This window comes from Saccharopolyspora erythraea, from assembly GCF_018141105.1.
GTDB lineage: Bacteria > Actinomycetota > Actinomycetes > Mycobacteriales > Pseudonocardiaceae > Saccharopolyspora_D > Saccharopolyspora_D erythraea_A.
The window spans coordinates 5472107-5487537 of record NZ_CP054839.1; the positions used below are offsets into that span (position 1 = coordinate 5472107).

Annotated in this window: 11 protein-coding genes; 2 read left to right on the forward strand and 9 right to left on the reverse strand. The window is 72.6% G+C overall.

Annotation, left to right across the window (positions count from 1 at the left end):
• Nucleotides 1-17: 17 nt before the first annotated feature.
• The 5 genes from HUO13_RS24515 to HUO13_RS24535 form a co-directional block, all read right to left on the reverse strand.
• Nucleotides 18-1535: a carboxylesterase/lipase family protein gene (locus HUO13_RS24515; protein WP_249124007.1), complete on the reverse strand. Its 1518-nt coding sequence runs from the start codon at nucleotides 1533-1535 to the stop codon at nucleotides 18-20.
• An 84-nt stretch (nucleotides 1536-1619) separates the two neighbouring features.
• Entirely contained in the window at nucleotides 1620-3083 is a 1464-nt protein-coding gene (locus HUO13_RS24520) for an aldehyde dehydrogenase (protein ID WP_211897418.1), read from the reverse strand.
• On the reverse strand, nucleotides 3080-3913 hold the full coding sequence (locus HUO13_RS24525; RefSeq protein ID WP_249124008.1) for a class I SAM-dependent methyltransferase: 834 nt from the start codon (nucleotides 3911-3913) through the stop codon (nucleotides 3080-3082). The genes HUO13_RS24520 and HUO13_RS24525 overlap by 4 nt, the downstream gene beginning before the upstream one ends.
• The gene (locus HUO13_RS24530) at nucleotides 3910-4911 is read right to left on the reverse strand and encodes a pyridoxal-phosphate dependent enzyme (protein WP_249124009.1); all 1002 of its coding nucleotides are present in this window, start codon (nucleotides 4909-4911) and stop codon (nucleotides 3910-3912) included. The genes HUO13_RS24525 and HUO13_RS24530 overlap by 4 nt, the downstream gene beginning before the upstream one ends.
• A gap of 711 nt (nucleotides 4912-5622) precedes the next feature.
• Nucleotides 5623-7089, reverse strand: a complete 1467-nt coding sequence (locus HUO13_RS24535) for an MFS transporter (RefSeq protein WP_211897421.1) — start codon at nucleotides 7087-7089, stop codon at nucleotides 5623-5625.
• 146 nt (nucleotides 7090-7235) lie between these two features.
• Between HUO13_RS24535 and HUO13_RS24540 the strand changes: the two genes are divergently transcribed.
• Both HUO13_RS24540 and HUO13_RS24545 read left to right on the forward strand, forming a co-directional pair.
• The gene (locus tag HUO13_RS24540; protein WP_249124010.1) at nucleotides 7236-7772 is read left to right on the forward strand and encodes a TetR/AcrR family transcriptional regulator; all 537 of its coding nucleotides are present in this window, start codon (nucleotides 7236-7238) and stop codon (nucleotides 7770-7772) included.
• A 495-nt stretch (nucleotides 7773-8267) separates the two neighbouring features.
• The gene (locus HUO13_RS24545) at nucleotides 8268-10928 is read left to right on the forward strand and encodes a helix-turn-helix transcriptional regulator (protein WP_249124011.1); all 2661 of its coding nucleotides are present in this window, start codon (nucleotides 8268-8270) and stop codon (nucleotides 10926-10928) included.
• Between the two features lie 32 nt (nucleotides 10929-10960).
• Here HUO13_RS24545 and epsC read toward each other — a convergent pair whose 3' ends face one another.
• The 4 genes from epsC to HUO13_RS24565 form a co-directional block, all read right to left on the reverse strand.
• The gene (gene epsC / locus HUO13_RS24550; RefSeq protein WP_211897424.1) at nucleotides 10961-11566 is read right to left on the reverse strand and encodes a serine O-acetyltransferase EpsC; all 606 of its coding nucleotides are present in this window, start codon (nucleotides 11564-11566) and stop codon (nucleotides 10961-10963) included.
• Entirely contained in the window at nucleotides 11563-12966 is a 1404-nt protein-coding gene (locus HUO13_RS24555) for a pyridoxal phosphate-dependent decarboxylase family protein (protein WP_249124012.1), read from the reverse strand. Before HUO13_RS24555 ends, epsC begins: the two co-directional genes overlap by 4 nt.
• A 216-nt stretch (nucleotides 12967-13182) precedes the next feature.
• Nucleotides 13183-14340 (reverse strand): bifunctional diaminohydroxyphosphoribosylaminopyrimidine deaminase/5-amino-6-(5-phosphoribosylamino)uracil reductase RibD, encoded by a 1158-nt coding sequence (gene ribD, locus HUO13_RS24560; RefSeq protein ID WP_211897425.1) that lies wholly within the window; start codon nucleotides 14338-14340, stop codon nucleotides 13183-13185.
• Nucleotides 14337-15320 (reverse strand): formylglycine-generating enzyme family protein, encoded by a 984-nt coding sequence (locus HUO13_RS24565; RefSeq protein ID WP_211897426.1) that lies wholly within the window; start codon nucleotides 15318-15320, stop codon nucleotides 14337-14339. Before HUO13_RS24565 ends, ribD begins: the two co-directional genes overlap by 4 nt.
• Between the last annotated feature and the right edge of the window lie 111 nt (nucleotides 15321-15431).

Consider the following 15431-nt stretch of genomic DNA (forward strand, 5'->3'; position numbering starts at 1 on the left):
CCTCCGCGGGATCCGGCTCAGCCGGTGACTTCCCGCCAGAAGCCGCACTGGTGCTCCTGGCCGAGGTCGACGGTGCGGACGCCGCCGTCGCCGAAGGCGAGCACATCGGTGGCGGACTGGAACCTGGGCCACTCGGGGCCGTTGGCCGCGCGGGGAGTTCCCGTTCGCGCGAACGCGGTCCAGTACTCGATCATCAGGTCGCCGAGCGCGCGCTGGGTCTGGTCCAGCGGGGCCCCGGCGCCCGCGTAGCCGAACAGGTACTGCAGTTCGGAGGCGTGCTGGGCGCCCGAGGGGAAACCGGGGATCACCTCGGGCGGCGGCGCGGTGCGGTCGGCGAACTCGTAGGCGTACACCGGGTTCTTGCGGCTCGCCTGCTGCTCGGTCCACAACACCGGGCAGACCGAGTACGGCGGGAACGTCGAGGTGTAGTCGGTCTGCACGGTGGCGAGCGCGATGCTGGGCGTCTCGAAACCGCTCAGCGGATAGCGTTGCAGGACGCGGTCGGCCGCGGCGCCGTACTGCTCCCGGACCAGCCGCGGGTACTGCTCGGCGGTGACCGGCTCGCCCTTGCCGTCGTGGTTCATCCCGACCGCGAAGCGCCCCTCGTCGAGGTTGCTGCCGACCAGCAGGTCGACCGGGGCGACACCGCCTTCGGCGAAGACGTCCGCGGGCTGCCTGGGAACGATCTGGTCGCCGACGGTGGGCGACCAGGTCAGACCCGTCTGCGCCCGGACGACGCGGTCGGCCGGGGCCTTCCGCAGGCACGCGGCCGCGTCCGGGCCGTCGCAGCCGAGCGCCGCGCGCAACGCCGCGCTCTCGGCCCTGGCCTGCTCCCGGGTCCGGAACGGGGCCGCGCAGGGACCGCTCTGGATGATCGCCCGGGAGAACAGCTCCGGCGCCACGCCGTTGCTCAGGTGCGCGCAGATGCTCAGCCCGCCCGCCGAGCCGCCCATCGCGGTGACGTTGGCGGGGTCGCCGCCGAACGCGGCCGCGTTGCGCCGCACCCACTCCAGCGCCGCGATCTGGTCCTGGAGACCGAAGTTCGCGGTGGTGCCCAGCTCGTCGTCGGCGAGGAACCCGAGTGCGCCGAGCCGGTAGTTCACCGTGACCACCACGACATCACCCGCGACCGCCATCCGCGCCGGGTCGTACTGGCCGCCCGCGCCGCGGAAGAACGCACCACCGTGGAACCACACCACCACCGGCAGCCCGGCGCGGCCCACGGGCAGCGGCGTGATGACGTTGAGCTTGAGGCAGTCCTCGTTCTGCGCGGGATCGTCCGGCTGAGGACACGCGTCGGGAAGGGTCCGCGCGTCGAGCGGCTCGGTCCACGGTGCGGGCGGCTCCGGAGCATGCCAGCGCAGCGCGCCGACCGGCGGGGCGGCGTAGGGGATTCCCCGGAACGAACGGTGGCCCTCGGCGACGGCACCGACGATCTGTCCACTGTCGATGGTCACCGCGCTCGGGTCGGCGTCGGCGCGGGTCGACGCGGAACCGGTCACGGCCGAGGTCGCCGCGACGACCACAGCGGCCACGGCGGCGACCGAAACCCGCCGCCACGACCCGGACTTCGAGGCCCTCGGCCTACCTGACTTGTTGATCGTATTTCCCTTTCCTGGTCAGCTCGATCCGCTCAGGCGGTCCGCCCCGGCGTAGATCGACTTGTACTCGAGGTAGCCGTCGACGGCTTCCGGCCCGAGCTCCCGCCCGACGCCGCTCTGCTTCACACCGCCGAACGGTGCCCCGAAGTCGAGGCTGTAGTAGTTGATGCCGATCGTGCCCGTGCGCACCCGCCGGCAGATGTCGAGACCGCGCTCGTCGTCGGAGGTCCACACAGACCCCGCGAGCCCGTACTCGCTGTCGTTGGCGATCTCGACGGCCTCGTCCTCGCCGTCGTAGGGGATCACCGCCAGCACGGGCCCGAAAACCTCCTCGCGCGCCAGCGGTTCGGAGTTGTCGACGTCGACGAACACCGTCGGCTCGACGAACCAGCCGCGGTCCAGGCCCGCCGGACGACCGCCTCCGCACGCCAGGACGGCTCCGCTCTCGCGGGCGGTGCGCACGTACCCGAGCACCCGCTCCCGGTGCTCCTCGGTGACCATCGGCCCGCAGGTGACCGACGGGTCGAGGGGGTTGCCCAGCACCAGCTCCTCGGCGACTCCCACGACGGCTTCGACGACCTCGTCGTAGCGCGAGCGAGGCGCGAGCACGCGGGTCTGCGCGCTGCAGGTCTGGCCGTTGTTGCGGAAGGAAGCCGTCTCCAGGCCCGCGCGCAGGACGTCGAGGTCGCAGTCGTCCAGCACGATCGCGGCGCTCTTGCCGCCCAGCTCCAGCATGAACCGCTTCACCTGGCGGCCGCATTCCGCGCCGACCGCGCGGCCGGCGGCGGTCGACCCGGTGAAAGCGACCTTGTCCACGCCGGGGTGGGCGACGACGGCCGCCCCGGTGTCGCGTCCACCCGCGACGACGTTGAACACCCCCGGCGGCAGCCCCGCCTCCTCGGCCGCGTCCGCCAGCACGTAGGCGTCGAGCGCGGTCTCCGGCGACGGCTTGAGCACGACCGAGCAGCCGACCGCCAGCGCGGGCGCGATCTTGGCCATCGCCAGCGACTGCGGGTAGTTCCACGGCGTGATCGCCGCGACCACGCCGACGGGCTCGCGGCGCACGATCGTCGATCCCAGCGGGCTCGGGCGCGGTTGCTCCAGCTCCATCCCGGCGACCAGGTCGGCGTAGCGACGCAGCTGGGCCACGGGCCCCGCGCCGTTGGCGACCCTGGACAGCCCGATGGGCATGCCGTTCTCCCGGCTCACCAGCGTGCTGGTCGTCTCCGCGCGCGCCGAGAGGGCGTCGGCGAACCGGTGCAGCAGCTTCGAGCGCTCCTCGGCCGGCGCGATGCCCCACTCACCCGCGTCGAACGCCCGCCGGGCCGCGCGCACCGCCGCGTCGACGTCCTCGGGTGCCGCCATGGCGGCCGTGCCCAGCGCCTCTCCGGTGGCGGCCTCCAGCAGCGAGTAGCGCTCGCCACCCGACGGTTGCCGCCACGCTCCGTCCACGTAGAACCGGAGGCGGTCCGGAATGCTCATCGCCGGACCTCCTGACCGGGTCCGCTCGCCGGGCGCTGTTTCCGGGCACTCACAAGGACATTCGCGTAGTCCATGTCGAACACCGGGCCGAGCGCGGCCAGAGCCTCGGCGAGCTCGGCGGACAGCGCCGCCGCCCGCTGCCCGGGCAGGGCGCGGTGGTCGCTCCAGGTTCCGATGTGGTCGACCCACTCCCGCGGCGTGTAGCTCACCGAGGACGGGTAGGTGCTCACCGACAGGTCGTGGAACTCCCCGGACTCCCGCAGCCTGCCCGCCGTCCGCGACACCCGGCCGTCGTCGTTGCCCAGCAGCAGCGTCCGCTCCGCCAGCTCCGGCGCGTGCCTGCGGTAGACCGGCGACGCGACCGCCAGGAACTCCTCGGACGGGCGCGCGAAGTTCCAGAACACCCCGAACCGGCCGCCGGCAACCAGCACCGAGGCCACTTTCCGGGTGCCTTCCTCCGGCTCCACCCAGTGCCACGCCTGGCCCGAGACCACCAGGTCGAACGTGCGGGAACCCGGTTGCCACGACTCGAAGGTCGCGTTCTCGACCCGCAGTCCGCGCCGGCGCGCCACCGCGCGCATCCGCTCGTCGGGCTCGATCCCGACCACCTCGGGCACGTGCGGCTGGAGCTGGCGCCCGACCACACCCGTCCCGGTACCGATGTCGAGTGCGCACTTGGGCCCGTCGGCGACCAGCTCCCGGATCAGCGCCTCCGGGTAGCGCGGGCGGGAGCGGTCGTACTCGTCGGAACCGTCCCCGAAGGACAGCGCCTGGGTGCGGGCGCTGTGCAGCATCTCGGCACTCCCGTGCTCGGCGGCGCCGGGCCTCACCGTCCGGCCTCCGCCCACTCCGACGGCGAGCCCGCGTCCGGGAAGACGGTGACCACCGTGGCGCCCTCACCCAGTTCGGCCGCGACGTCCAGCGCGGTGCGCCAGTTCGCCGCCGCCGAACTGCCGAGCCGCATCCCGGTCTCGTCCAGGCACTCGCGCATCAGGGAGATGGCCCGCGGCCGGGAGACCGTGCGGTAACCGTCCATCCGGTCCTCGGCGCCGAGCACGAACGGCTGCCGGATCCCGTTGCCGAGCCCACCTGAACCCGCGTACTTGGGACGGCCGTTGGGCGGTTCGTCCGAGCCGTAGGGCAGTTCGCTCGGGGTCACGACCACGCCGCGCACGCCGGGATGCCGCTCGCGCAGCGCGGACAGCACGCCGACCAGCGTGCCGCCGGTGCCCACCGACGCGACGAACCGGTCGGGTACCGCATCGCCGAGCTGCTCGACCAACTCGGCACCGGTGGACACCCGGTGCATCCAGAGGTTCGCCTGGCTGCGGTGCTGGTAGAGCAGGCGCCCGGTGCCGCTGAGCTCCCGTGCGCGTTCCATCACGCCCAGGAATCCCTCGTCCCGGTCGACGAGGTCGACGGCGGCGCCGCGCGAGCGCAGTTCGCGCACGTAGTCGCCGGGGGTGGCATCCGACAGCACCAGGGTCAGCCGCACGCCCAGCCGTCCGCAGAGGACGGACAGCGGGCCGGCCAGGTTGCCACCGGAGTACTCGACCAGGTGCAGCCCGCGCGGGTCGTCCCCGTCGGCCAGGACCTCGCACAGCAGGGCGAACGCGGTTCTGTCCTTGATGGACCCGCAGGGGTTCTCCCATTCGGCCTTGGCCAGCACTCGGGCCGAGCCCGCGGGAACGGGCACCTCCACGAGTCGGGTGCCTCCCAGCTTCCGGCGGAAATCGGCCATCGCGGGAAACCGCCCGGTCACCGCGTCGAGGTCGAGCGAGTAGTCGAGGTCCGGCTTCCAGGGTGCGTCCACGGCATCTGCGTTCATCACTTCTCCGGTGTCGCGGTTCGCGCCGGGCAAGCTGAACCGGCGGCCGTTGAAAACCGTCGGCGAATACCATTTCGGCGCGCGCCATCGAATGAACGGATCACGAACAAAGGCGAACAGGAACTGCGCACGACAGCAGTCCCCGCAATTGCGGGAAACTGGCGGAAAACGACCGGCCAACAGAGCCGGAATCCGGCTGCAACTGATGCGACCCGACGCAGCATCCGACTGTCGATGCTGGTCATGACGACGACATCGGTACATTTCGACGAGCATCCACCGATATCAGGCGCGGGTTGCCACTCCGGTCATTCCGGACGCGGTCAAACCGCAGGCACCAAACTCATCAACCCCCAGATTGATTACCTCGAGCAGCGGAACTGCAACGGAGGCTACCCAGCGCCCGGACGGTCGTCAAGCAAGCAGAACGCGTCAACCGGAGATTCCTCCGCACCGCCCCGAAGGCATCGGAGGAAATTTTCGTGCATTCGGACGACCCACCCGGGTCCATTCCTACCAAGAATTGATCCGGAATGTTTGCGCCTTCCGGACGCAGCCCCCGGAGCAGCAATTGGCAACAACCTGCCGAGCAGTTCCACGACGGTTCCCCCGAACAATCCGGAAAAGGCCGCGAAAGCAGACAAAGGCCGACCCGCGGTGGCCGATGGGCCAACCGCGGGTGGGCCTTTGCTCTTGTCGTACCGCCTGTTCTTACGCCACCGCGTTCGCCGACGCCGGCGCCGCCTCCTCCGATCCGGTGCGGAACCGCCCGGCGGCGACCACGCTGCCCAGTGCGATCACCACCGTCACCGCGAAGGTGATGAGCAGCGCCGTGGCCACCGTGCCACCGCCCGCCGTGACGAGGCTGATCAACCCGCCGCCGAGACCGGCGATGAGCGCGGTCGCCAGGGTCTGGGCCAGTTGCAGGGACGACGAGGTCAGACCGAGGCTCTCCGGCGGGGAAAGCCGCATCGTCTCCGAGGTGCTCGCGTTGACCGCGACGCCCATCCCGAGTCCGCCGATGCCCCAGCCGACGACGGCGAGCACCGCGGGCACGGCGGGCACCAGGATCGCCACCGCGACGACGACGGCGCCGACGGCGAGGATCAGCGATCCGAGCGCGGTCGCGCGGGAGCGGTCGCGGGTCGTCCCACCGTCCACCTTGGCCTGCCAGAACGATCCGCCGACCCAGGTGAGCGCGCCGACCGCCAGCCCGATGCCGGACAGCGTCGTGCCCACCCCGCGCAGTTCGGCCATGCCCAGCGGCAGGAACGCCTCGGTGCCGAAGTACGCACCGCACAGGCCCGCGCGGACCACGATGCCGGAGGCGACGCCACGCCGGGCGACCAACGTCCCCGGCGGAGTCACGTGGCGGAGTCCGACCCCGGCGATCAGCAGGCCGACCACGACGCCGACGACCACCACGAGCGCCGACCCGGCCTCCAGCGCCAGCAGCAGCACGGCGGTTCCCGCGGTCAGCAGCACGCTGTTGAGAACGACGTTGTCGCGCCAGCCGCGCGGCGCCTCGGAAGGCGCGCCGGACTCGACGAGCCGCCGCATCGCCGGGGTCGCCAGCAGCGCGGCGACGACCGCGATCGGCACGATGATGACGAAGACCCACGGCCAGCCGATCGTCTCGGCCACGAGCCCGCCGATCGGCGGGCCTGCCAGCGCCGGGATGGACCACGCCGAGGACAGCAGCGCGTACATCCTCGGTTGCAGGTGGTCCGGGTAGGTGGCCCCGATGGACATGAACGCGATGGCCATGACGCCACCGACGCCGAAGCCCTGCACCGCGCGTCCGGCGAGGAACACCAGCCAGCTCGGGCTGGCCGCCGCGAGCAGGCAGCCCGCCACGAACACGGCGATCGAGGCGGCGAAGGGCACCCACGGGCCGCCTCGGTCGGCGACGCGGCCCGCCACCACCGCGCCGACGATGTTGGCCAGCATCAGCGCCGACAGGCCCCAGCCGAACGACCCGAGGCCGTCCAGGTCGCGAGCCACGACGGGGAGGACGGTGGCCACACCGAGCGATTCGAAGGCGACGACGCTGACCGTCGTGATCACGCCCACCGAGAGCGCGCGGTAGCGGCTGTCGAAGACGCTCCGCGCCGACTCGTCCGCACCCGCGGACTCGCCCGGCGGGCTCGTCGCGGACGCCACATCTTCGGTACTCATCCAGTCCCCACTTTCATTCCGATCCTGAACGGAACGTTATCGCCGCGGTGCTAGGCTGTCAACGACACCCCGGCCGTGACCTGGAGATAGAGACCAACTTGGCAAGACCACGCGACGAGCGGATCGATCTCGCGACGCTGAAAGCGGTGCGCAGTCTCCTGCCGGAAGTCGGTTACCAGGGCCTCACCCTCGAAGCCGTCGCCGCGCACGCCGGGACGACCAAGCCCGCGATCCGGCGGCGCTGGCCCAGCCAGAAGCACCTGGTGGTCGACGCGATCACCGAGCACGTCGGCTCGACGCCGACGCCCGACACCGGCTGCACGCACTGCGACCTCGTCGCCGGCATCGACACCCTGCGGCGCACGATGACGGGGCCGCTACTGACTCTCACGCTGCCTCCGCTGGTCGCCGACCTGCGCAACGACGACGTTCTGCGCAACAGGTTCTTCGACCGGTTCTTCAACCCGCGGCGTCAGACCACGGCGCGCGCGATCGAGCGCGGGATCGAGCGCGGCGACGTCCGCGAGGACGTCGACGTCGAGCTGCTGCTCGACATGCTGGCCGCGACGATGACCTACCGGTTGCTGTTCGGCCACCAGCCCATCGCGCCCGGCCTCAGCGAGGAGATCGTCGACGTCGTGATGCGCGGGGCGGCCACCCCGCAGTGGGCCAAGCAGCACTGAGTCGCGCCGCGCCCGGGCGGGGAAATGCACGACGCGGCGCAGCCATTCGGCAGCCAACCTGACGGATTTTGTTTTCCTGATATTCGACTTCTCCGGCGCCGCCGCCACCCGGATGGCCTATTGTCCCGAATGGCGCTCCTGTTATTCTCGATCTTCGTGACAAGTCCACAACTCGCCAGGGCAACCGTGGAAATGTCTCACAGCCGGGGGCGCTCAGCACCCTGAAGTGCTGCCATCACCAGCGAAAACGCCGCTTCACGAAGTTTCGCGGCGCACGCTGGACCAGCGATGCCACGCTGCGCCGCGCCGGCTCCGCCCGCGCGCGGAAAAATCCGATAACCAGGCGGGAAGATCCGCGCAATTCCCGCGAAAACCGGAAACCGCCGATTGCGCAGGCGTGTTCCCCCGAACACCGCCAATTCCTGATTCCCCAGGACCTCTTACGTTGACCCGGAGACCATTTTGAGCGGTCGGACGATTGCGCTTGCCGGAGTAGTGTCCTGCCTCGACCGGGTCGCCGCGGGCGGCCGGGCGGCCGTGGTGCTGGAAGGCGCCTTCGGCGCAGGCAAGACCAGGGCGCTCGATCTGGCGTCGGAGCACGCCCACCGCGCCGGCCTGACCGCGGTCCGGCTGCACACCCCGCTGAGAGTCCGCGCCGAGTCCTGCTCGGCCGTGCGCGACCTGTCCTCGTTCGGACCGTTCGCGGGCCCGGACGACCAGCCGTTCGCCCCGGAGGCGGTAGCGCGCGCGGTCCTGGCCGCGCGGCGCACCGTGCTCCTGGTCGACGACCTGCACCGGCTCGACGAGGACTCGCTGCGATGGCTGGGATCGGTGCTCGACCGGCTGCCGGACAGCTCGCTCGGGGTCGTGGCGACCGCCCCGCACGGCGAGGCCGAGCGCGCGGGGGGTCCGCTGGCCGAGGTGGTGGCCCGTTTCATCGACCGGCGGGCGCTGCCCTACCTGGACCTCGCCGAGGTCACCCAGCTCGCCGAGGCCGAACTGGGCGGTGCACCGGTCCCGGGTTTCGCGCAGGAGTGCCTGCGCCAGACCGGCGGCAACCCGCTCCTGCTGAACTGGCTGTTCGGCGAGTTGCGTGCGCGGGCGGGCAACGCCTCCGGCGGAGGTCCCGGCAGGCTCGACGAGATCGGGCTGCGGGAGCTCGCCGAGATCCTCGCCCACCGCTACGGCGGCCAGTGCTCGGGGGCCGCCGAGGTGATCAAGGCGGTCGCCCTGCTGGCACCCGGGGCGAGCACCGGGCTCGTCGCCGGCTACTGCGGCCTCGCGCCGGGCACCGTCGCCGAGATCACCGGCCGGCTGGAGGACACCGGCTTGCTCGAACGCTCCGGCGCGGGCCACGCGCTGGCCGCGCCGGTCATCCACCGCGCCGTGCTGGCCGGGATGTCCCCGGACCGGCTGGAAGCCGCGCACCTCCGCGCCGCCACGTTGTTGCACGGCAAGGGCGCACCGGTCGAGCTCGTCGCCTCGCACCTGCTGCAGGTCCGCCGCACCGAGATGCCCGCCTGGTTCTGCGACGTCATGCACCAGCACGCCCGCGAGCTGGTCGCCCGCGGTGAGCCCGAGCAGGCGCGGCGCTACCTGCTGCGCGTCGTGGACCGCTGCACCGGGACCCACCGCGCCGGGATCTTCCGCGAACTCGCCACCATCGCCCTGCGCAGCGACCCGCCGACGGCCCGCCGCTACCTGCACGAGGCGCTCCGCCTCCAGTCCGACCCCGAGGTCCGCGTCCGGCTGCGGATCATGCTGGCCAACGCGATGATCATGGCGGGCGACTCCGAGTCGGCCGTCAGGACGCTGCGGGCCGGTCTGGACGAGATCGGCGGCACCGATCCGCGGGGAGCGTCCCGCCTCCGCCAGGAGCTGCGCCTGACCTGCCTGTGGGGCGACCTCGGCGAAGCCGCCGGGCCGGAGGCCAACCCGGGTCCGGACGAGAGCGGCCACCGCAGCAAGCTGGTCGCCAACGCGTTGCGCTGCTACTGGGCCGGCGAGGACCGCGAGCAGGCGGCCGCCGACGCCGAAGAGGCACTGGAGACCGGGCCGGACGACGAGCACCCGGCCAGCCTCCTGCTGCCCGCGCTGGTGCTGGCCCGCACCGGCGCCTTCGCCGCGGCCTCCACCCACGTGCACCGGATGCTGCTGGAGGCCACGGCGGTGGACGCCTCGGCGATCGTGGTGCACGCCAGCAGCGTGCTGGCCGAGATCCTGCTGCACGCCGGCGATCTCCCGGCATGCGCGCAGATGGCGGACGCGGCCGTCGAGGCGACGTTGCGCCGGTCCGCGGACGAGTACCCGATGTACCTGGGCACCGCGGTGGCCAGCGCCGTCGCGGTCGCGCTGGCCACCGGCGACCACTCCGGCGCCTGGCGCTGCCTGGCCGCCACCGGCCTCACGGCCGAGGTGCCCCAGTGGAGCCCCTACAACTCCGTCCTGTTGCAGCGGGGACGGCTGCACGCGGCCCAGGGCGAGCTGGATGCCGCCCTGGCCGACCTGCGCGAGTGCGGCCGGCGGATGACGGCCGCGAACGTGCACAACCCGGCCGCCGGAGCATGGCGGTCGGAGTCCGCGCTGGTCCACGCGCGCATGGGCCACCACGACCGCGCCATGTCGCTGGTGCGCGTCGAGCTGGACCAGGCGCGCGGGTGGGGAGCGCCCGCGCCGATCGGCCAAGCGCTCCGGGTCATGGGCCTGGTCTCCCGCGACGAGGCCCGGCCGGCACACCTGACCGAGGCCGTGGCGGTACTCCGGGACTCCGGTGTGCGTTTGTCCTACGCGCAGGCGCTGTTCGACCTGGGCGTCACCTACCGGAAGCTGCACCGGCCCAACGAAGCTCGGCCGCGGTTGCGGTCGGCGTTGGCGCACGCGAGGCATTGCGGAGCGCAGGTGCTGGTGCGGCGGGCTTCCGAGCAGCTGGCCGCGTGCCGGGTGCGACCGCAGCGCACGACCGCCCTCGGCGTCGAGGCGCTGACCCCGGCCGAGCGCCGGGTCGCAGTGCTCGCCGCCGAAGGGCGGACCAACCGGCAGATCGCCGCGGACCTCTACGTCACCCGCCGCACGGTCGAACTGCACCTCAGCCGCGTGTACCAGAAGCTGCTGATCTCGGGGCGCCCCGCGCTGGGCAGTGCGATGTCGAGCTCCTGACTCCGGGTCAGCCGATGGTGCCGGAAGCCCGGTCAGCCGATGGTGCCGGCGTCGGTGGCGGCGGCCGCGTGCCTGCCCACCACCGCCCCGCCGCGCACCCGTTCCTTGGCCGCGACGTCGCGCAGGACCAGTGCGTGCGCCCCGATGACCGCGCACTCGCCGACCTCGACCGGCCCCAGGACGCTGGCCTTGGCTCCGATGGTGACGCCGTCGCCGACGGTCGGGTGCCGCTGCTCCCCCGGCGCCCGCATCCGGTCCCGCCGCCAGCCGACGGCGCCGAGCGTGACCTGGTGGTAGAGCACCACATCCGCCCCGATGGTCGCGGTCTCGCCGATCACCACCCCTTCGCCATGGTCGATGAACAGGCGCGGGCCGATCCGCGCTCCGGGGTGGATGTCGATGCCGGTGGCGGAGCGGGCGAGCAGCGAGATCAGCCGCGCCGGGCCGTAGCGGGCGCGCCGGTAGAGGAGGTGGGCCGCGCGGTGCGCCCACAGCGCGAGCAGGTGCGGGTACATCAGGGCTTCCGCGCGGCTGGTGACCGCCGGGTCCTTCGCCAGCACGGTGTCGAGGTCCTCGCGCAGCGTCGCGCACGCGCGCCGCACGTCGGGTGCCCACCGGTTGGAGTTCCGCAGTGTCATCGGATCGTTCCCCCGCCCATGCGCTGGACTTCCTCCCGCACGACGCGCACGGCGTCGTCGACGTGCCCGGCGTGGGTGCGCACCGACAGCACGCACATCCGCAGCAGGTAGCGGCCGTCGACCGCGGTGCTGGAGAAGAACGCCTCGGCACGCGCGTTGATGCGCTCGCGAAGCACCTGGTTGCCGCGGTTGCCCGCCGACGGCACGCTGAAGACCACAGTGGACAACTCCGGCGGTGGACCGCAGACCACGCCGGGGATCGTGCTCAGCTCGCAGTGGGCGTGCGCGGCGAGGTCCAGCTTCTCGTCCAGCGCCTCCCGGAAGGCCGAGACGCCGTGCAGGCGCAGCGGCAGCCACATGCGCAGCCCGCGGAACTCGCGGGTGCGCTCGATGCCCAGCTCGGCGTAGTCCGGCAGCTCGCCCGCCGCCAGGTCCTGGAGGTAGGGAACGTCGTCGTCGAACAACGCGTGCGAACGCGCCAGGACGGCGGGATCGCGCACCAGCAGCATGCCGGTGCCGTAGGGCAGGAACATGCCCTTGTGCGGGTCGAGCACCAGCGAGTCGGCGCGCTCGACGCCCACGAACGCACGGCGCCCCCGCTCGGTGAGCTGGAAGAAGCCGCCGTAGGCGGCGTCGACGTGCAGCCACAGGTCTTCCCGCGCCGCGAGGTCGGCGACCGCGGTGATCGGGTCGACGACCCCGGTGCTCGTGGTGCCCGCCGTGGCGAGCACGCAGAAGGGGCGCAGGCCGGCGGCGCGGTCGGCGCGGATCATGCTCCGGGCGGCCTCGACGTCCATGCGCAGGTCCGGCGTCGAGGGCACGGTCCGGATCGCCGACGCGGGAAAACCCATGATGCGCATGGCTTTGGGCACGCAGTGGTTGGTCTGCGCGGTCAGGTAGACCGTGCCGCCGGTGAGGTCGTCACCGAGGCGGTCGTGGCGGGCCGCGAGCAGTCCGGAGAGGTTGGCCATCGACCCGCCGGTGGTGATGTTGCCACCCGCCGAGGCGGGCAGCCCGAACTCGGCCGCCAGCCATTCGACGACCGAGTTCTCGACTGCCACCAGCCCCGGTGCCATCGCCGCCACGCTGGTGTAGCGGTTGAAACCCCTGGCCAGGTACTCGGCGAGCGCGGAGGTGAACAGCCCGCCGCCTGGGATGAATCCGAAGTGCCGGGGGCCGGCCGTCTCGGTCGCCCACGCGGCCGCGCGCCGGAACTCGCCGAGCACCTCGTCGAACGCCGCGCCGGCGGGCTGCGGGCGAGTCACGCGCACCGCCGCGCCGTCCTGCGGGACGGTCGGGGCCTTGTCCAGCCCCGTCAGGAAGTCGGCGAGCAGCGCGGTCGCCGACTCGCCCATCTCGCGCATCGACCGGGAGTCCGGTTCCAGCGGAAAACCGACCATGTCACCACGCCCCCAACGGCGGGAACCGCCATCGACTCGTCAGAGCCTGTTTTTGATCTTTTGAAGCGGCGAAGCCGCTTGAACAACCTCAACCGGCACCGCCGCGGGTTTTCAGGCGTTCTCCGGCGAGGGCAGCCTTTTCGCGGCGTATGGGTTGATACTTCGGAACAAGATCCCGGAGCTGGAGGACGCCTGAGGTTCCGTCACGCCGAACCGCTACGCAGAACGGGTTCGAAGACGAGCATTGTGGTCGTGCGGCTCCGGCCGCATGACCACCCGCAGGTCCGGGCCCAGCTGCCGGACCTCCTCCACTCGCATCCGCGCCGCCTCGGCCATGCTCGCCACGCCGATGCCGGTGACCACGGGTAGTCCCGCACCGCCGAGGAACATCGGCGCCAGGTAGGCCACGACGCGGTCGACCAGGCCGCCTGCAAGGAATCCGGCCGCCAGCCGGGCACCGCCTTCCAGCAGCACCGACCGCACCCCTCTGGCGAACAGCCGCCCCGACAGGGCCGCCAGATCAAGTCCGTCCTCAGTGGACGGAACCGCGAGTGTGCTTGCCCCGGCACCGAGCTCCCGCGGTTCCCCGGCCCGATCCGAGACCACCACCAGGGTCGGCGCACTGCCGTCGAGCACACGCGCGCCGGGCTCGATCCGGCCCGCGCTGTCGAGCACCACCCGCAACGGCGGTTCGCCGGCGACCCCGTGCCGCAGGCCCAGGTGCGGGTCGTCGGCGCGCAGCGTGCCGCCGCCGACCAGCACCGCGTCGTGGACCGCGCGCAGCGCGTGCGCGTCCCGGCGCGCCTGGGCGGCGGTGATCCACCGGGAGCTGCCGTCGGCCGCCGCCGAGCGGCCGTCGATCGTGCCGGCGAACTTCCACGTCACGAACGGCCGTTCCCGCCGGACCGAGGTGAGCCAGAACTCGTTGTGCCGCTCGGCTTCCTCCCGGTGCAGACCGCCGACGACCTCCACGCCGCCCGCGGCCAGCCGCTCGGCGCCTCCCGAGGCGTCGCGGGTCGGGTCCTCGACCGCGAACACCACGCGGCTGACACCCGCGGCCCACAGCGCCTCGGTGCACGGCCCCGTCCGGCCGCGGTGCGCGCAGGGTTCCAGCGTCACCACGGCCGTGCCGCCGCGCGCCCGCTCACCGGCCGCGGCCAGCGCCTCGACCTCGGCGTGCGGATGCCCCGCGCCGCGGTGGTAGCCCTCCCCCGCGAACCGGGCGTCGGCGTCGAGCACGACGCAGCCGACGTACGGGTTCGGGCTGGTGCGCCGGGGCGGGTCCGCGGTGAGCCGGATCGCCCGGCGCATCGCCCACCGCTCGGCATCGGTCGCCTCCTCGGGCGGCCGGACCGCCCGCACGCTCGGACTCACACCGACTCCCCAAGCCGAAACCCCATCGCGTAGATCTCCCGCGAGTACCAGCCGTGCCTGCGCCGGCACCTGGCCAGGTCGGCGAACCGGGTGAAGCTGCCGCCGCGGGCCACGCGGTAGCGGCCGCCTTCGGCCAGGTCGTCGAGCACGTTCTCGCCTCCGGGGTAGGGCCGGTAGTCGTCGGCCACGAACTCCTCGACGTTGCCCGCCATGTCCAGCACCCCGAACGGGCTCGCACCCGCCGGGTAGACGCCGACCGGCGTGGTGCTCAGCGGCCCGTGCTCGACGGTGTTGGCGTGGTCTGGGCCGAGCTCGTCGCCCCACGGGAACGTCCGACCGTCGCCGCCGCCGGCGGCGTACTCCCATTCCGCTTCGGTCAGCAGGCGAAACGCCCTGCCGGTGCGCTCGCCGAGCCAGCGCGCGTAGGCCTCGGCCTCCTCCGGCGAGACCGTCCACACCGGATGGTTGGACAGGTGGTGCGGGTAGGCCCCGAAGCGCCAGGCGCGCGGGAGCACGGGATGCCCCGTATCGACCATGAAACGGCGGTACTCGTGGTTGGTCACCGGGTAGCGCATGACGCGGAAGCGTTCGATCCGCGCCTCGTGCACGGGGGTTTCCTTGGCGATCCAGGAGTGCAGGACGCCCACGTGCTCCCAGCGGCCCACCACCTCGCCGACGTCCTCGGGTGCCAGCCCGAGCCGCACGGTGGCCGCCGGGACCTCCACCATCGCGGGGTCGTCGAAGCGGATCCGCGGGTCGCCGCGCAGGCCGAGCAGCGTGCCCGCCGCGTACCGGCGGTCGAAGGGCTGCCCGGCGTCCTCGGCGAGCCCGGCCAGTCCGCCGGGTTCGCGGGCGAGCAGGTCCTCGTGACCGGAGAGCGGGAGCTCGGCGACCCGCTCCACCAGGTCGTCGGGCAGCCCCATCGCCTCCCGGTCGCTGAGGGTGTTGGGGTTGGCGCGCAGGACTGGTCTCGGGCTCATCGGCACCTCTCTGCGACGTGGGATGCGGACCGCCGGCGCCTCGCCCCCGGGCGCGCGGGGGCGAGGCGCGACGCGGTCGCTTGAGAGCCTGTCTTCCATCTTCGAAGCGGC